Here is a 17,191-nt window from a genome sequence, read left to right on the forward strand (position 1 = left end):
ACCCAGACAGAAAGGAGAATGAATTGAAAACGATGCTCTTGGTGGTGGCTGGCGCGCTGGCGTCGTCGATGGTGGCAGGCGCGTATGCCGCCGATACTTATCAGCTCGATCCGACGCATACCTATCCGAGCTTTGAGGCCGACCACATGGGTGGGGTGTCGACGTGGCGCGGCAAGTTCACGAAAAGCTCAGGCACGGTGACGCTTGATCGTGCCGCGAAGACGGGCACGGTGGATGTCACGGTGGATACGTCTTCGATCCAGACGGGGAATACGAAGCTCGACGAGCATCTGCATTCCGGCGATTTTTTCGATGTGGCGAAGTATCCGACAGCGACCTTCAAAGGGACGGCGATCAAGTTTGATGGCGATACGCCTGTTGCTGTTGATGGTCAGTTCACACTGAAAGGCGTCACGAAGCCGTTGAATCTGAAGATCGAATCGTTCAAGTGTATTCAGCATCCTGTGCTCAAGCGTGAGGTGTGCGGTGTCGAGGCGACGGGGGAGTTTAGTCGCGCTGACTATGGGATGGACTTTGGTACTAAATATGGATTTAGCATGAAGACTGTGCTGCATATTCAGGCTGAAGGGATCAAGCAATAACGGTTTCGGTTTTTTGGCTTTTGCTGCGCAAGCGGTTTGGTGTTTGAGGCTTGGCGCTGGCATCTGCGGTTTGACTTCGTGGCGCGGCTGGTTTGGTTTGCTTGTGGTTTCGCTGGCATCCGCGCTACGGTGTTTGCCATTCAAGCGTCGCCCCTGTGCGGGGCGGCACCTACTTTTCTTTGCCGCCGCAAAGAAAAGTAGGCAAAAGAAAGCGGCTAACACCGCCAACATTTCTCCCTGCCTGAGGACCCCCAACCGGTCCGACACTTCACACGGCAACCTTCCTGTTCGCCTTCGTTGCCAACGCTCTTGCGGTGCGCATCACCCGCTTCACGCGCCCGCAATCCGGCATGCCGTGCCAGATAGTCCAACGCCGCCCAGGTGGCAAACTGTGTGTAGGCCGTCGTACTGCACGCATCTCACTCCAGACCGATAGCGCACGCGTCCCACCATGTAAGAGCGCTAAGCTATACGCTGCGACAACCTACACACAGTTTGCCACCTGGGCGGCATACACCATTCGCTGCCGCTGGCCCGGGTACGGGTATTCGAAGCGGGTGAGGCGTTCATTCAAGCGTTGGCAACGAGCACCAGCCAGGGCACTGCCGTGTGAAGCATGGGGACGTTGGGGGCCCGTGGATAAGAACACGGGCTGGCGGTGTTAGCCGCTTTCTTTTGCCTACTTTTCTTTGCGGCGGCAAAGAAAAGTAGGTGCCGCCCCGCACAGGGGCAACGCTTGAAGCACGAAGGCACATCGCGGATGCCAGCAAAAACCCAGGCAAACCACATCGCGCATGCAATCCCAACCCCATTGCGAACCGCAAAAAACTCCGAGTGCCCTGGCACTTCTCCCCCCTCGTGCAGACTTAATTTTTCCGGTACATATGAACGAATACGCCGGATCGGTTGCGCGCGCATCGAACCGGCAAAATGAAAGGACCGGGCGTCCAACGCCAATCGCCACAATAACGACTACCCGCGCGCACCTGGAGATCCACAATGAGTTCAACACTAGCCGCGAGCACCGCGCAAACCCGCCCCGATACATGGCGCACGGTGGTCGCCGCGTCGATCGGCAACGCGCTGGAATGGTTCGACCTCGTCGTCTACGGCTTCTTCGCTGTCGTCATTTCGAAGCTGTTCTTTCCCGCCGGCAACGACACAGTGTCGCTACTGCTGACGCTCGGCACCTTCGGCGTGTCGTTCTTCATGCGCCCGCTCGGCGCGATCGTGCTCGGCGCCTATGCCGACCGGGCAGGGCGCAAGGCCGCGCTCACGCTCTCGATCCTGCTGATGATGGTGGGCACGCTTATCATCGCGGTCTTGCCGACGTACCAGTCGATCGGTCTCGCGGCCCCGCTGATTCTCGTCGTCGCGCGGCTGATGCAGGGCTTCTCGGCGGGCGGCGAATTCGGCAGCGCAACGGCCTTTCTCGCCGAGCATGTGCCGGGGCGGCGCGGCTATTTCGCCAGCTGGCAGATCGCGAGCCAAGGCCTGACGACGCTGCTCGCCGCACTGTTCGGCATGGTGCTGACAGGCAAGTTGTCGCCGGAACAGATGGCATCCTGGGGCTGGCGTGTGCCGTTCTTCTTCGGCCTGCTGATCGGGCCTGTCGCGTGGTACATCCGCACGCAGCTCGACGAGACCCCCGAGTTCCTCGCCGCCGAAACCACTACCACGCCGATCCGCGATACCTTCGCGAGCCAGAAACTGCGGCTCTTTATCGGCATGGGTATCGTCGTGCTCGGCACGGTATCGACGTATCTCGTGCTGTTCATGCCGACCTTCGCGATCAAGCAGCTGGGTCTCGCGCCATCGGTCGCATTCGCGGCGATTGCGCTGGTGGGCGTGATCCAGCTGGTGTGCTCGCCGATCGTCGGGCATCTGTCCGACCGTCACGGACGCGTACGCATCATGCTCGTGCCCGCCGTGCTGCTGTTCCTGCTGATCTGTCCGGCGTTCAGCTATCTCGTCGCGCATCCGACCTTCGGCACGCTGATCGCCATGCAGATCGTGTTCGGCTTCCTGATGACCGCGTACTTCGGCTCATTGCCGGGGCTGCTGTCGGAAATCTTCCCGGTGCAGACGCGCACGACGGGTATGTCGCTCGCCTATAACATCGCGGTGACGATTTTCGGCGGCTTCGGGCCGTTCATCATTGCGTGGCTGATCCAGGCGACGGGCTCGAAAATCGCACCGAGCTTCTATCTGATGTTCGCCGCCGTGTTGAGCGTGATCGCGCTGATTGCGGCGCGTCGCAAGTTGGGCTTTCGGTGAACCGGGTTACGCGTTAGCGCAGACGCCGTAAACGACAAAGGCCGGTTCATCATCGAACCGGCCTTTTGCTTTCACCTTGCTTCCGAAGTATCAGACGCTTTCGATCAAACCTGCGCGCCCGCGTTCGGATCGCTCGGATCGTGGCGTTCCTTCTTGTCCTTGATCAGGTCTTCACGCTTGACGCCCAACCACATGGCCAGCGCCGCCGCGACGAACACCGACGAGTAGATACCGAACAGAATACCAACCGTCAGCGCGAGTGCGAAGTAGTGCAGCGTCGGGCCGCCGAACAGAAACATCGACAGCACCATCATCTGCGTACAGCCGTGCGTGATGATCGTACGCGACATCGTGCTCGTGATTGCGTGGTTGATGACTTCGATCACGCTCATCTTGCGTTCGCGGCGGAAGGTTTCGCGAATCCGGTCGAAGATAACCACGGACTCGTTCACCGAGTAGCCGAGCACCGCGAGCACGGCAGCCAGCACCGACAGAGAGAACTCCCATTGGAAGAACGCGAAGAAGCCGAGAATGATCACGACGTCGTGCAAGTTTGCGATCACGCCTGCGACCGCGTACTTCCACTCGAAGCGGAACGACAGATAGATCACGATGCCCGCGACCACGCACGCGAGCGCGAGCAGGCCGTCGGTGGCGAGTTCCTTGCCGACCTGCGGGCCGACGAACTCGACGCGCTGCAGCTTCGCGTTCGAATCCTGGCCCGCCAGCGCGGACATCACCTGGTCGCTCTGTTGCGCCGAGCTCAGGCCTCGCTTCAACGGCAGACGGATCAGCACGTCGCGCGAGGTGCCGAAGTTCTGCACCTGAGCGTCGGCGTAGCCGATTTTCGACAGCGTTTCGCGCACCGGTTCAAGCGGCACGGCGCCCGGATACTGCACTTCGATCACGGTGCCGCCCGTGAATTCCACGGACAGATGCAGCCCGCGATGCAGCAGGAAAAACACGGCGGCGATGAACGTCAGCAGCGAGATCGCGTTGAAGATCAACGCGCGCTGCATGAACGGAATGTCTTTACGGATGCGGAAAAATTCCATGTTCTCTTCTCCGGGACTCAGCGGGATGAACCCGGTTTGTTCGTGCCACCCGGCGCGTTGCGGTTGCGCAGCGTCGGCTTGGCAGCCTGGGCTTTCGCGGCACCGGCGGGCGTCTTGGCCTTCGGCGCCGTCGCTGCGGCGATCGCGCGAGCCGTGTCGGTTTCCGTGTCCGCGTTGTCGAGATAAGCCGTTGCGCCCTCGGCGGCAGCGGGCTTCCACACCTGGCCGATCGCGAGCGATTGCAGTTTCTTCTTGCCGCCGTACCACACGTTCACAAGACCGCGCGAGAAGAACACGGCCGAGAACATCGACGTCATGATGCCGATACAGTGCACGACGGCAAAGCCGCGCACGGGGCCCGAGCCGAACGCGAGCAGCGCAAGACCGGCGATCAGCGTCGTCACGTTCGAGTCGAGAATCGTCGCCCATGCATGCGCGTAGCCGTTCTGGATGGCCAGTTGCGGCGGCGCGCCGTTGCGCAGTTCTTCACGCACGCGCTCGTTGATCAGCACGTTCGCGTCGATCGCCATACCGAGCGCGAGCGCGATAGCGGCAATGCCCGGCAATGTCAGCGTGGCCTGCAGCATCGACAGAATCGCGATCAGCAGCAGCAGGTTCACCGACAGCGCGATCATCGAGATCAAACCGAACAGCATGTAGTACGCGATCATGAAGACGGCGATTGCCGCAAAGCCCCACACCACCGAGTGGAAGCCCTTCTTGATGTTGTCCGCGCCGAGGCTCGGGCCGATCGTGCGTTCTTCGATGATGTCCATCGGCGCCGCGAGCGAACCGGCGCGCAGCAGCAGCGCGAGATCGGTTGCGGCTTGCGGCGTGGGCTGGCCGGTGATCTGGAAGCGGTCGCCCAGTTCCGACTGGATCGTCGCGACCGTCAGCACTTCGCCCTTGCCCTTTTCGAACAGCACCATCGCCATCGGCTTGCCGATGTTGTCGCGCGACACGCTGCGCACCGCGCGCCCGCCGGCGGAATCGAGACGGATGTTGACGGACGGACGCTGATGCTCGTCGAAACCCGCCGATGCGTCGATGATGCGGTCGCCCGTGAAGATCACGGACTTGCGCAGCAGCACGGGCGCGGCGTTGCCTTGCGTGAAGAGTTCGTCGCCCGCCGGAACCGGGTCGCCCGGGTTCGGATGCAGGCCGTTCGGGTCAGCAAGGCGCGCTTCGAGCGTCGCCGTGCGGCCGATGATGTCCTTCGCCTTCGCCGTGTCCTGCACGCCCGGCAGTTCGACGACGATGCGGTCGGAGCCTTGCTGCTGGATCACCGGCTCGGCCACGCCGAGTTCGTTGACGCGGTTATGCAGCGTCGTGATGTTCTGCTTGAGCGCCGCGTCCTCGACCGTCTTCTGCACGGCCGGCGTGAACGTGCCCACCACCTGGAAGCCGCCTGCCGGGTTCGGCTGCGTCGCCCACTGGAGCTCGGAGACGGCCGTCGTCAGTTGCTTGCGCGCATTGTCCGCGACGTCCTGGTCCGCCAGATTGATGACCACCGACTGGTTGACGCGGTTCACGCCGCCATCGCGGATGCCCTTGTCGCGCAACAGCGTGCGCGCATCCGATGCGTCCGAATCCAGCTTCTTGTTCAGCGCGCCTGCCATGTCGACCTGCAGCAGGAAGTGCACGCCGCCGCGCAGATCGAGACCGAGGTACATGGGCAGTGCGTGCAGGGCGGTCAGCCAGCGCGGCGACGCACTCTGCAGATTCAGCGCGACGATGTACTGCGGATCGCTCGGGTCGCTATTGAGCGACTTTTGCAGCAGGTCCTTCACGCGCAGCTGCGTGTCGGTGTCCTTCAGACGCACGCGGATGTTCGCGTTCTGCGAGGAATTGTCGAACGTGACGTCGTCCGGCTTGATCTGGCTGGATGCGAGCGCCGCTTCGACCTGCGACAGCGTGGTCGAATCGAGCTTCACCGTTGCCTTGCCGCTCGACACCTGCACCGCCGGCGCTTCGCCGAAGAAATTGGGCAGCGTGTACACGAGGCCGATGACGAGCGCCACCAGCATCACGACATACTTCCAGAGGGGATAACGATTCATGGGGTGGTCCAACGGGAGGTTGGCTTGAAAGCGATGCGTCCGGCGATGAGCGCGGCGGGCAGAAGCATGCGTGGTTTGCTTCGATCGACGCGAGGCCGCGCCGGACGCGAGAGAGCAGGCCTTACAGCGACTTCAGGGTGCCCTTCGGCAGAATGGTCGTCACCGACGACTTCTGCACGGTGATTTCCGTACCTTCTGCGATTTCGACGCCAACGTAGGCTTCGCCGACCTTGGTCACCTTGCCGACGATGCCGCCGTTCGTCACGACTTCGTCGCCCTTCGCCATGGCGGAGAGCATGTTGCGGTGTTCTTTCTGGCGCTTCATTTGCGGGCGAATCATGATGAAGTACAGCACCGCGAACATCAGAATCAGCGGCAGGAAGCTCATCAGGCTCGATTCGGCGCCACCAGCTGCACTGCCTTGCGCGAAGGCATCGGTAATGAACGACACGTTGGTCTCTCCGTTATAACAATCAAAAAAATCAGCCGGTTATTCTACCACCGGCCATTTGCTGGACGGCACCCGGAACGGGTTTTCCTGACGGCTTGTCAAGGGGGTTGCCGATATTCCGAAAGTTAATTGTAATGTCTGATGCGCTATGTGGGAGAACGGTTTTTACGCGCCCTCTGACGCCGCGTTTAACTTTGCTCAGTTCCGCGCGCCCGGTTTTCGTGAAACAGCTTCCTGAAGGCGTCGAACATCTGCGCGTCGATGGCGTCGCGCATCTCCTGCATCAGTTCGAGGTAGTAGTGCAGATTGTGGATCGTGTTCAGCTGCGCGCCGAGAATCTCGCCGACGCGATGCAGGTGGTGCAGATAGCCGCGCGTGAAATTGCGGCACGTGTAGCAGCCGCATTGCTCGTCGAGCGGGCGCACCGAATTCTTGTGCGTAGCGTTGCGGATCTTGATGTCGCCGAAACGCGTGAAGAGCCAGCCGTTGCGCGCGTTGCGGGTAGGCATCACGCAGTCGAACATGTCGACGCCAGCCGAAACGCCCGCCACGAGGTCTTCCGGCGTGCCGACGCCCATCAGGTAGTGCGGCTTGTCGGCGGGCAGCTTCGGGCCGATATGGTTCAGCACGCGCATCATGTCTTCTTTCGGCTCGCCGACGGACAGGCCGCCAATCGCCAGACCGTGGAAGCCGATCTCCGACAGCCCCGCGAGCGATTCGTCGCGCAGGTCTTCGAACATGCCGCCCTGGACGATGCCGAACAACGCATTCGGATTGCCGAGCCGGTTGAATTCGTCGATCGAGCGCGTTGCCCAGCGCATCGACATGCGCATCGAATCGGCGGCGTCCTGGTGCGAGGTCGGCACGCCGTTGGTCGCGTAGGGCGTGCATTCATCGAACTGCATCACGATGTCCGAGTTCAGCACCTTCTGGATCTGCATCGACACTTCCGGCGACAGGAACAGCTTGTCGCCGTTGATCGGCGACGCGAACGTGACGCCGTCTTCGGTGATCTTGCGCAGGTCGCCGAGTGAGAAGACCTGGAAGCCGCCGGAGTCGGTGAGGATCGGCCGCTTCCAGCCCATGAAGCCGTGCAGGCCGCCGTGCGCCGCGATCGTTTCGAGGCCCGGGCGCAGCCACAGATGGAACGTGTTGCCGAGAATGATCTGCGCGTGGATCTCTTCGAGTTCGCGCGGCTGGATCGCCTTGACGGTGCCGTACGTGCCGACGGGCATGAAGATCGGCGTTTCGACCACGCCGTGATTGAGCGTCAGACGGCCGCGGCGCGCCTGGCCGTCGGTTTTGAGCAGCTCGAATTTGAGGCCGTTGTCGGGGCGAACGTGGTCGCCAAGGTAGGCGCCGTGGTCGGCGCGTGCGGTGGTGTTATGACCGTCGGTCATCTTCTGGTACTCCCGTGCAACCGAAGAACAGTCCGGCGCAATTGAAGAACGCCGCCGGAAGGTGTCCGGCGGCGGGTGATGGATTATGCGTTAAGCGCGTCGTCGTGGCGCGTGAGCAGCATTGCGTCGCCGTAGCTGAAAAACCGGTATCGCTCGTCGATCGCATGCCGATACGCCGCGCGGATCGTCTCGATGCCCGCGAACGCCGATACGAGCATCAGCAGCGTCGACTTCGGCAAGTGGAAATTCGTCACCAGCCGGTCGACCACGCGGAAGCGGTAGCCCGGCGTGATGAAGATATCCGTCTCGGCGCTGGTCGCGGCGAGCGGCCTTCCGGCGGTGTCAGCGTCACGTGCGGCGGCTTCGAGCGCGCGCATCGACGTCGTGCCGACCGCGATCACGCGGTTGCCGCGCGCCTTGGTCGCCGCGATTTTATCGACCAGCGATTGCGGCAACTGATACCACTCGCTATGCATCTTGTGTTCGTCGATATTCTCGACGCGCACCGGCTGGAACGTGCCCGCGCCGACGTGCAGCGTCAGCGTCGCGCGCTCGACGCCTTTTGCGTCGAGGCGCGCGAAGATCGAATCGTCGAAATGCAGGCCGGCCGTGGGCGCAGCGACGGCGCCCGGATTCTGAGCGTAGACCGTCTGGTAGCGCGTTTCATCGAACGCGTCGGGGTCGTGCTCGATATACGGCGGCAATGGCAGGCGGCCGAATTGCTCGATCAGCGTCAGGCAGTCGTCGGGAAAATGCAGCGTGTAGAACGGCTCGACGCGTTCGCCGACGGTGACGTCGAACGCATCGGCGAGGCGCAGCGTCGTGCCCGCGGCCGGGCTCTTGCTGGCGCGGATCTGCGCCAGCGCGGTGCGCTCGCCCGTCAGACGCTCGATCAGCACTTCGATCTTGCCGCCACTGGCCTTCTGGCCGATGAAGCGCGCCTTCAGAACCTTGGTATCGTTGAAGACGAGCAGATCGCCGGACTCGAAGCAGTCGGGCAGATCGGCAAAACGGCAATCGGCGAGCGTCGCGGGCGAGGTTTGCCCGTTCACTTCGAGCAGGCGGCTCGCGCTGCGCTGGGGCAACGCGACTTGCGCGATCAACTCGGGCGGCAGGTCGAAATCGAAATCGGAAAGCGTGAACATGCGGACTGGCTTGATGCGGTACTTGACGGGATTGCCCCCGGACGAACGCGCGGCTGATTCAACAGCGTCTACGACAGCGCCCGTCGAGCGGCTATGATTGCGGGACATTGCCGCAGCGGCCCTGCGTGCGCGCATCACTCGCGCGCACTGGCCGTAAAACTTCTGAAGCCGATATTGTACTTGCGAAGCGACTCATGCCTTTGTCCGACACCCGTTCACCTCTCGAAACCGACGACGACAGCGCCCCGAAGAAGCGCCGCGCCGCCCGGAGCAAGGCGGATGCGGATGTGACTCGGGAGCCCGGCGTGCCTGCTGCGGAAGGCGCGGAAGGCACGAAAAAGCCCGCCGCGAAAAAACCCACGCTCGCCAAAACCGCCGACAAGCTCGCCAAGCTGGGCCTCACGCGCGATATCGATCTGGTGCTGCATCTGCCGATGCGCTACGAGGACGAAACTTCGCTCACGCCGATCGGCGAATTGCTGCCGGGCGGCATCGCGCAGACGGAAGGCGTGGTGTACGACAACGAGATCGCGTACCGGCCGCGCCGTCAGTTGCTGGTGAAAATGCGCGACGACGCGGGTGACGAACTGATCCTGCGCTTCCTCAATTTCTACGGCTCGCAGGTCAAGCAGATGTCGATCGGCGTGCGGCTGCGCGTGCGCGGCGACGTGCGCGGCGGCTTCTTCGGGATGGAGATGGTGCATCCGGCCGTGCGCGTCGTCGATGAAGACACGCCGCTGCCACAGGCGCTCACGCCCGTTTACCCAAGCACGGCGGGCGTTTCGCAGGCGTATCTGCGCAAGGCGATCGATAACGCGCTGGCGCGCACGTCGCTGCCCGAACTGCTGCCGGAACCCGTCGAGCGGCAATATCTGAAGCCGCTCGATGTTCCGCAACTGATGGACGCTGTGCGCACGCTGCATCATCCGAATTCGCATTCGGACGAGACGGCGCTGATCGACGGCACGCATCCCGCGTGGACGCGCATCAAGTTCGAGGAACTGCTCGCGCAGCAGCTGTCGCTCAAGCGCGCGCACGAGGAGCGCCGCACGCGCGCCGCGCCCGCGATGCCGCGCCGCGCCGCCACGGATGATGCGTCTCTGGTCTCGCGTCTGCTGCAGACGCTGCCGTTCGCGCTGACCAACGCGCAGCAGCGCGTCTGCGCGGAAATCGCGCAGGACCTGACGCAGCCGCATCCGATGCAGCGCCTGTTGCAGGGCGACGTCGGCAGCGGCAAGACGGTCGTCGCGGCGCTGGCCGCCGCGCAGGCCATCGACGCCGGTTATCAGGCCGCGATGATGGCGCCGACCGAAATCCTCGCCGAGCAGCACGCGCGCAAACTGCGCGGCTGGCTGGAGCCGCTCGGCGTGTCGGTCGCGTGGCTCGCGGGCAGTCTGAAGACGAAGGAAAAGCGCAGCGCGATCGAAGCCGCCGCACTCGGCACCGCGCAACTCGTGATCGGCACGCACGCGATCATTCAGGACGCGGTCGAATTCGCGCGGCTCGGCCTCGTGATCGTCGACGAACAGCATCGCTTCGGTGTCGAGCAGCGGCTTGCGCTGCGCGCGAAGGCGCACAACGCCGCCGACGGCGCGCGCGACTTCCAGCCGCATCAGTTGATGATGTCGGCGACGCCGATTCCGCGCACGCTCGCGATGACTTATTACGCGGACCTCGACGTGTCGACGATCGACGAACTACCGCCCGGCCGCACGCCGATCTTGACCAAGCTCGTCTCCGATGCGCGGCGCGAAGAAGTGATCGGCCGCGTGCGCGAGGCGGCACTGACGGGCCGCCAGGTGTACTGGGTGTGTCCGCTAATCGAGGAAAGCGAGACGCTGCAATTGCAGACGGCCGTCGAAACGTACGAGACGCTCGTCGCCACGCTGCCGGAACTGAAGGTCGGGCTGGTCCATGGGCGCCTCACGCCCGTCGAGAAAGCCACCGTCATGGACGCTTTCAGCCGCAACGAAGTGCAGTTGCTGGTCGCGACGACGGTGATCGAAGTGGGCGTCGATGTGCCGAATGCGTCGCTGATGGTGATCGAGCACGCGGAGCGCTTCGGCCTTGCGCAGCTGCATCAGTTGCGCGGGCGGGTGGGGCGCGGCAGCGCGGCGTCCGTGTGCGTGCTGATGTACGCCGGACCGCTGTCGATGACAGCCCGCGCGCGGCTGCAAACCATGCGCGAAACCACCGATGGCTTCGAAATCGCCCGTCGCGACCTCGAAATTCGCGGTCCGGGCGAGTTTCTCGGCGCACGGCAGTCGGGCGCCGCGATGTTGCGTTTCGCCGATCTGGAGAACGACGGCTGGCTAATCGAGCCAGCGCGCGAGGCGGCGGGGACGCTGCTCGCGCAATATCCGAACGTCGTCACGCAGCATCTTTTGCGCTGGCTGAACACGCGCGAACAGTATCTGAAAGCGTGATGAAGGCCGCGGGTGGAAGCGCTTGCGCGCCGCACAACGGCTGAAATCCGGCTAGAAGGTTGGCGAATTGGCCCCATAGGTGTATAACAGAAACCTATCGAATCCATCGCCCTGATTGGTCCCCAATGACCCTCACCGAACTGAAATATATCGTCGCGGTTGCGCGAGAGCGCCACTTCGGCCGCGCGGCAGAAGCGTGTTTTGTGAGCCAGCCGACGTTGTCCGTCGCAATCAAGAAGCTCGAAGACGAGCTGACCGTGCAGATTTTCGAGCGCGGCACGAGCGAAGTCAGCGTCACGCCGATTGGCGAGCAGATCGTCACGCAGGCGCAACGCGTGCTCGAACAGACGCTCGCCATCAAGGAAATCGCCAAGCAGGGCAAGGACCCGCTGCTTGGGCCGCTGCGGCTGGGCGTGATCTATACGATTGGACCGTACCTGTTGCCCACTCTGGTCAAACAGATGATCAAGCGCGTCCCACAGATGCCGCTGATGCTGCAGGAAAATTACACGCTCAAGCTGATCGAGCTGCTGAAGCAAGGCGAGATCGACGTCGCGATCATGGCGCTGCCGTTTCCGGAAACGGGCCTGATGCTGCGCCCGCTGTACGACGAGCCGTTCGTCGTCGCGCTGCCGTCGGGCCACGCGTGGGAGTTGCGCAGCAAGATCGATCCGAGCGATCTCAAGCAGGAAACCATGCTGCTGCTCGGCAGCGGCCATTGCTTCCGCGATCACGTGCTCGGCGTGTGCCCGGAACTGATGCGCTTCTCGCAGAACGCGGACGGCATCCAGAAGACCTTCGAAGGGTCGTCGCTGGAAACGATCCGGCATATGGTCGCGAGCGGCGTGGGCATTACCGTGCTGCCGCGTATGTCGGTGCACGAGGTGAAGCCGCACGCGGGCGGCGTCGATTCCGGGCTGCTCAGCTACGTGCCGTTCGACGAGCCGGTGCCGGACCGCCGCGTCGTGCTGGCCTGGCGCAAGAGTTTCACGCGGATGCCCGCCATCGACGCGATCTGCGACGCCATCGCGGCCTGCGATCTGCCGGGCGTGAGGAAGCTGGATTTGCCCGCTGCCGTCAACTAATTAACGGCCTTTGCCGCGACGCACGGGCAGCCGATGCTGCCGCTGCGTCGCCTGCCGCCTTCTGCATGAGGCGGCGCCTATCGAATATATAAAATTAATCAAATCGCTGTTTTCGATAGTTTTCAATAAGATCTCCTCCATGGATCCCAGCGATCCACCACTACAAACGGAGGAAATCATGCAGCCATCCACGTCGTCGCTGTTCAAGTCTGTTTCCCCATCGCCGCAGCAAGCGGCATCGAGCGGTAGCAACGCGTCCGGCTTCAGGACCATCGCGTTCTCGCTGCTCGTCGATCGCGCACTGTCCGCCTGATGGCGCGCCGCACGTCTCGTTCCCATTCGAAGTAGCCAAAACCGAATCAGCAGGACCGCATTCCTTAGGATCACCCGGAGAATAACTATGTCTGAACGCAACCTCACCACCGCCTCGGGCGCACCCGTCGCCGACAACCAGAACTCGCTGACGGCTGGCCCGCGCGGCCCCGTCGCGCTGCAGGACGTGTGGCTGATCGAAAAGCTCGCGCACTTCGACCGCGAAGTGATTCCCGAGCGCCGCGTTCACGCGAAGGGCTCGGGCGCGTTCGGCACGTTCAAGGTGACGCACGACATCTCGCGCTATACGAAGGCGAAGGTGTTTGCGGAAGTCGGCAAGGAAACGCCGCTGTTCATGCGGTTTTCGACTGTGGCGGGCGAGCGTGGTGCCGCCGACGCCGAACGCGACGTGCGCGGCTTCTCGATCAAGTTCTATACGGAGGAGGGCAACTGGGACGTGGTCGGCAACAACACGCCCGTGTTCTTCATCCGCGATCCGTTGAAGTTTCCGGACTTCATCCACACGCAAAAGCGCGATCCGTACACGAACATGCGCAGCGCGACGAATGCGTGGGACTTTTTTGCGCATCATCCGGAGTCGCTGCATCAGGTGACGATCGTGATGAGCGATCGCGGCATTCCGAAGAATTATCGGCAGATGCACGGCTTCGGCTCGCACACGTATTCGTTCATCAATGCCGACAACGAGCGCTTCTGGGTGAAGTTCCACTTCAAGTCAATGCAGGGCATCGAGAACTACACCGACGAAGAGGCCGCGCAAGTGGTCGCGCGCGATCGTGAAAGCGGGCAGCGTGATCTGGTCGGATCGATCGACGAGGGCAACTTCCCGAAGTGGCGTTTTCAGATTCAGGTGATGCCCGAAGCGGACGCGGCGACGTATCGCTACAACCCGTTCGATGTCACGAAGGTCTGGCCGTACAAAGACTATCCGCTGATCGACGTCGGCGTGATCGAATTGAACCGCAACGCGCAGAACTACTTCTCGGATGTCGAGCAGGCAGCATTCACGCCGGCCAACGTGGTGCCGGGCATCGGCTTCTCGCCGGACCGTCTGTTGCAAGGGCGTTTGTTCTCGTACGGCGACACGCAGCGCTATCGCCTCGGCGTGAATCACCATCTGATTCCCGTGAACGCGTCGCGCGCGCCGAATGTGCGCTCGTTCCATCGCGACGGCGGCATGCGAGTGGACGGCAATCTTGGTGGCAACGTGAACTACGAGCCGAACCGTTTCGGCGACCTCGCGCAGGACCGTAACGCGATCGAGCCGCCGCTCGCGGCAGGCAATGTCGATCACTACAACCATCGCGAGGACGACGACTACTACAGCCAGCCGGCCGCGCTGTTCCGGATCTTCGACGACGCGCAGCGTGGGCGTCTGTTCGGCAACATCGCGCGGGCGATCGAAGGCGTGCCCGCCGATATCGTCGCGCGCCAGGTCGAGCACTTCCGCAAGATCGACCCGGCGTATGCCGATGGCGTGATCGCGGCAATCGAGGCGCTCGCAAAAGCGAACGCGAAGTAACGTATCAGTTCGTGGACGGTGGCAAGGTGCTGTCGTCCACGCGGAGAAAGATCATGGTTCAGATGGTGATGAACGCAGTCGGTTTTCAGGCAGGCAACGCGGGTGACACCCCCAGCGTCGCGCAACAGGTGAACGGCCCTGTGCTTTTCCGGAAGCTCGTGGGTTTCGCGATCCTCGGCAGTGGCTATGTGACGATCGTCGCGAGTCTCGTGCACGCAGTTCACGGATGACGAATCGCGCATGGCCATGCGTGGTCTGGAAGGCATGAGCAGCGCGGCGTTGGGTCTCGCGAACGGTTGTCAGTTCTACGATAAACTGGCGGGCGTTCGAGCGTTGAACGATTGCACACGCGCAGTTCCGGGCATGCAGACCGGTTCGTATCACTCTTAAAAGGAGTCATCATGGCCAAGAAAGAAGCCGTACAGCACGTCAACATTGGTATCAGCGACAAGGATCGCAAGAAAATCGCAGAAGGTCTCTCGCGTCTTCTCGCCGACACGTACACGCTATATCTGAAGACCCACAACTTCCACTGGAACGTGACGGGTCCGATGTTCAACACACTGCATCTGATGTTCGAAACGCAGTACACGGAACTGGCCTTGGCCGTCGATCTGATCGCCGAGCGCATCCGCGCGCTGGGCGTCGCGGCGCCGGGCAGCTACAAGGAATTTGCGAAGCTGTCGTCGATCGCTGAAGCGGACGGCGTGCCGGCCGCGGAAGACATGATCCGCCAGCTGGTGGAAGGCCAGGAATCCGTAGTGCGCACCGCGCGCGCGATCTTCCCGGTGACGGACGCTGCTCACGACGAGCCGACGGCCGACCTGCTGACGCAACGCATGCAGACGCACGAAAAGAACGCGTGGATGCTGCGTTCGATGCTGGCGTAATCGCTGTCACAGCGTAGCGCGGGAGCTGGTTTGAAGCGCCTGCTGCCGCGCTGCAGATGTGGCAAAGAAAGCCCGGCGGGTTAGATTCCGCCGGGCTTTTGCTTTGTGCCTGCGCGTTCGAAAGAGGTTGCCGCGCGCGCTGCTCTAAAATACGGGAATCGTATCTCCGCGCACCGCCATGTTCGCCCGACTCCCGCTCTATCTGCGCCTTGTCCGCATGGACAAGCCGATCGGCAGCCTGCTGCTGCTGTGGCCCACTCTCAACGCGTTGTGGATTGCGTCGGATGGTCATCCGTCGCTGTCCTTGCTGGTGATCTTCGCGCTCGGCACGATACTGATGCGCTCGGCCGGCTGCGCGATCAACGACTACGCGGATCGCGACTTCGACCGCTATGTGAAGCGCACCGAAAACCGGCCGATCACGTCGGGCAAGATCAAGGCATGGGAAGCGGTGGCGCTGGCAGCGGGGCTTTCGCTTATCGCGTTCCTGTTGATCCTGCCGCTCAATGCGCTGACGAAGGAGCTGTCGGTAGCCGCGCTGTTCGTCGCCGGCACGTATCCGTTCACGAAGCGCTTTTTCGCGATTCCGCAGGCGTATCTGGGCATCGCGTTCGGCTTCGGCATTCCAATGGCGTTCGCCGCCATCCAGAATCAGGTGCCGCTGCTCGCGTGGGTGATGCTGATTGCGAACGTGTTCTGGTCGGTCGCGTACGACACCGAATACGCGATGGTCGATCGCGACGACGATATCAAGATCGGCATTCGCACGTCTGCATTGACGTTCGGCCGCTTCGACGTACTCGCGATCATGCTCTGCTACGCGGTGACGCTCGGCATCTACGTCGGCATCGGCGTTGCACTGAGCTTTGGCGTGCTGTACTGGATCGGTCTTGCCGCGGCGGCGGGCTGTGCCGTCTATCACTACACGCTGATCAAGGACCGTGAACGCATGCCGTGTTTCGCGGCGTTCCGGCATAACAACTGGCTCGGCGGCGCGTTGTTCGCCGGCATTGCCGCACATTACGCGGCGCAGGCGTTCTAGACGCTATTCGCTAGTGTCCGGCGAGACGAAGCACGCGCATCGCTGCTTCGTCCGCCCGTGCCATTCAGGCAAGCGACATCACTGTTTGCCGAATTCCTCGCCCATTTCACGCGCGCGCGCGTCCGCAGCCAGCGCGCCGCGCACGATTGCGTCCTTCACGCCTTGCGCGTCGAACGCGGCGAGCGCGGCGGCCGTCGTGCCGCCCTTCGACGTCACCCGCTCGCGCAGCACGCTTGCCGGTTCGCCCGACTGCGCAGCGAGTTGCGCCGCACCCGTGAACGTCGCGACGGCCAGTGCGCGGCCTTGCTCTTCGTCCATGCCGAGCTGACGCGCTGCTTCCTGCATCGCCTCGATGAAATAGAACACGTAGGCCGGGCCGCTGCCGGAGATCGCGGTGACGGCGTCGATCTTCGCTTCGTCGTCGAACCACACTGTCTGGCCGACCGCGCCGAGCACCTGCGAGGCCAGCTCGCGTCCCGCTGCATCGACGCCTTCCGCGACGAGTCCTGTCACGCCCATGCCGATCAGCGCAGGCGTGTTCGGCATGGTGCGCACGAGACGCGCGTGACCGCCGAGCCAGCGCCCGAGGTCCGCGCCGCGAATCCCCGCGACGATGCTGATGACGAGTTGCGACGCTGACAGATGCGGCGCGAGCGCTGCTGCGACGTCCTTGACGATCTGCGGCTTCACGGCGAGCACGATCGCCTCGAACGATTGCAGCGACGCATCCGCCGAAGCGCTCGTGGCGATGCCGAATTGCTGCTCGCTGCGCTTGCGCGCGTCTTCGTTGGGGTCGATTGCGCGGATATCCGACGGCGCAACGCCACGCTTGATCAGACCGCCGATGAGTGCAGCGGCCATGTTGCCGCCGCCGATGAAGGCAATTTTCATGATGTTCGGAAG

At 62.8% G+C, this 17,191-nt stretch carries 15 protein-coding genes; 9 read left to right on the forward strand and 6 right to left on the reverse strand.

Features of this window, described 5'->3' with window-relative positions; all coding sequences use genetic code 11:
- Positions 1-32 precede the first annotated feature (32 nt).
- A complete protein-coding gene (locus tag SB822_RS31400) occupies positions 33-602 on the forward strand; it encodes a YceI family protein (protein WP_410856401.1) in 570 nt (189 codons plus the stop codon).
- Positions 603-1,601: 999 nt separating this feature from the next.
- Positions 1,602-2,879 (forward strand): MFS transporter, encoded by a 1,278-nt coding sequence (locus SB822_RS31405; protein ID WP_410856374.1) that lies wholly within the window; start codon positions 1,602-1,604, stop codon positions 2,877-2,879.
- A 104-nt stretch (positions 2,880-2,983) separates the two neighbouring features.
- Here the strand turns inward: SB822_RS31405 and secF are convergent, their stop codons facing one another.
- From secF to queA, 5 genes are all read right to left on the reverse strand, one after another.
- Positions 2,984-3,934, reverse strand: coding sequence for a protein translocase subunit SecF (gene secF / locus SB822_RS31410; RefSeq protein ID WP_007740261.1), 951 nt, complete (start codon positions 3,932-3,934; stop codon positions 2,984-2,986).
- A 17-nt stretch (positions 3,935-3,951) separates the two neighbouring features.
- On the reverse strand, positions 3,952-5,994 hold the full coding sequence (secD, locus tag SB822_RS31415; RefSeq protein ID WP_410856375.1) for a protein translocase subunit SecD: 2,043 nt from the start codon (positions 5,992-5,994) through the stop codon (positions 3,952-3,954).
- Between the two features lie 121 nt (positions 5,995-6,115).
- Complete coding sequence (gene yajC / locus SB822_RS31420) at positions 6,116-6,445, reverse strand: preprotein translocase subunit YajC (RefSeq protein WP_007578638.1); 330 nt, start codon at positions 6,443-6,445, stop codon at positions 6,116-6,118.
- A 188-nt stretch (positions 6,446-6,633) separates the two neighbouring features.
- Complete coding sequence (gene tgt, locus SB822_RS31425) at positions 6,634-7,845, reverse strand: tRNA guanosine(34) transglycosylase Tgt (protein ID WP_007578636.1); 1,212 nt, start codon at positions 7,843-7,845, stop codon at positions 6,634-6,636.
- 83 nt (positions 7,846-7,928) lie between these two features.
- Positions 7,929-8,990 carry a tRNA preQ1(34) S-adenosylmethionine ribosyltransferase-isomerase QueA gene (queA, locus tag SB822_RS31430; protein WP_410856402.1) on the reverse strand — a complete coding sequence of 354 codons (1,062 nt, stop codon included), beginning with the start codon at positions 8,988-8,990 and terminating at the stop codon, positions 7,929-7,931.
- A 194-nt stretch (positions 8,991-9,184) separates the two neighbouring features.
- Between queA and recG the strand changes: the two genes are divergently transcribed.
- The 7 genes from recG (at position 9,185) to ubiA (ending at position 16,288) form a co-directional block, all read left to right on the forward strand.
- On the forward strand, positions 9,185-11,416 hold the full coding sequence (gene recG, locus SB822_RS31435) for an ATP-dependent DNA helicase RecG (protein ID WP_410856376.1): 2,232 nt from the start codon (positions 9,185-9,187) through the stop codon (positions 11,414-11,416).
- Between the two features lie 125 nt (positions 11,417-11,541).
- Complete coding sequence (locus SB822_RS31440) at positions 11,542-12,501, forward strand: LysR substrate-binding domain-containing protein (protein ID WP_086908952.1); 960 nt, start codon at positions 11,542-11,544, stop codon at positions 12,499-12,501.
- Positions 12,502-12,679: 178 nt separating this feature from the next.
- On the forward strand, positions 12,680-12,814 hold the full coding sequence (locus SB822_RS31445) for a hypothetical protein (protein WP_007740270.1): 135 nt from the start codon (positions 12,680-12,682) through the stop codon (positions 12,812-12,814).
- An 87-nt stretch (positions 12,815-12,901) separates the two neighbouring features.
- On the forward strand, positions 12,902-14,356 hold the full coding sequence (locus tag SB822_RS31450; protein ID WP_410856377.1) for a catalase: 1,455 nt from the start codon (positions 12,902-12,904) through the stop codon (positions 14,354-14,356).
- Between the two features lie 53 nt (positions 14,357-14,409).
- A complete protein-coding gene (locus SB822_RS31455; protein ID WP_410856378.1) occupies positions 14,410-14,586 on the forward strand; it encodes a hypothetical protein in 177 nt (58 codons plus the stop codon).
- A gap of 171 nt (positions 14,587-14,757) precedes the next feature.
- Positions 14,758-15,246, forward strand: a complete 489-nt coding sequence (locus SB822_RS31460) for a Dps family protein (RefSeq protein ID WP_007578627.1) — start codon at positions 14,758-14,760, stop codon at positions 15,244-15,246.
- Between the two features lie 178 nt (positions 15,247-15,424).
- Entirely contained in the window at positions 15,425-16,288 is an 864-nt protein-coding gene (ubiA, locus tag SB822_RS31465) for a 4-hydroxybenzoate octaprenyltransferase (RefSeq protein WP_007578625.1), read from the forward strand.
- Positions 16,289-16,366: 78 nt separating this feature from the next.
- Here ubiA and proC read toward each other — a convergent pair whose 3' ends face one another.
- On the reverse strand, positions 16,367-17,179 hold the full coding sequence (gene proC, locus SB822_RS31470) for a pyrroline-5-carboxylate reductase (RefSeq protein WP_410856379.1): 813 nt from the start codon (positions 17,177-17,179) through the stop codon (positions 16,367-16,369).
- Between the last annotated feature and the right edge of the window lie 12 nt (positions 17,180-17,191).

This window comes from Paraburkholderia sp. SIMBA_054 (assembly GCF_046534875.1).
Taxonomy (GTDB): domain Bacteria; phylum Pseudomonadota; class Gammaproteobacteria; order Burkholderiales; family Burkholderiaceae; genus Paraburkholderia; species Paraburkholderia hospita.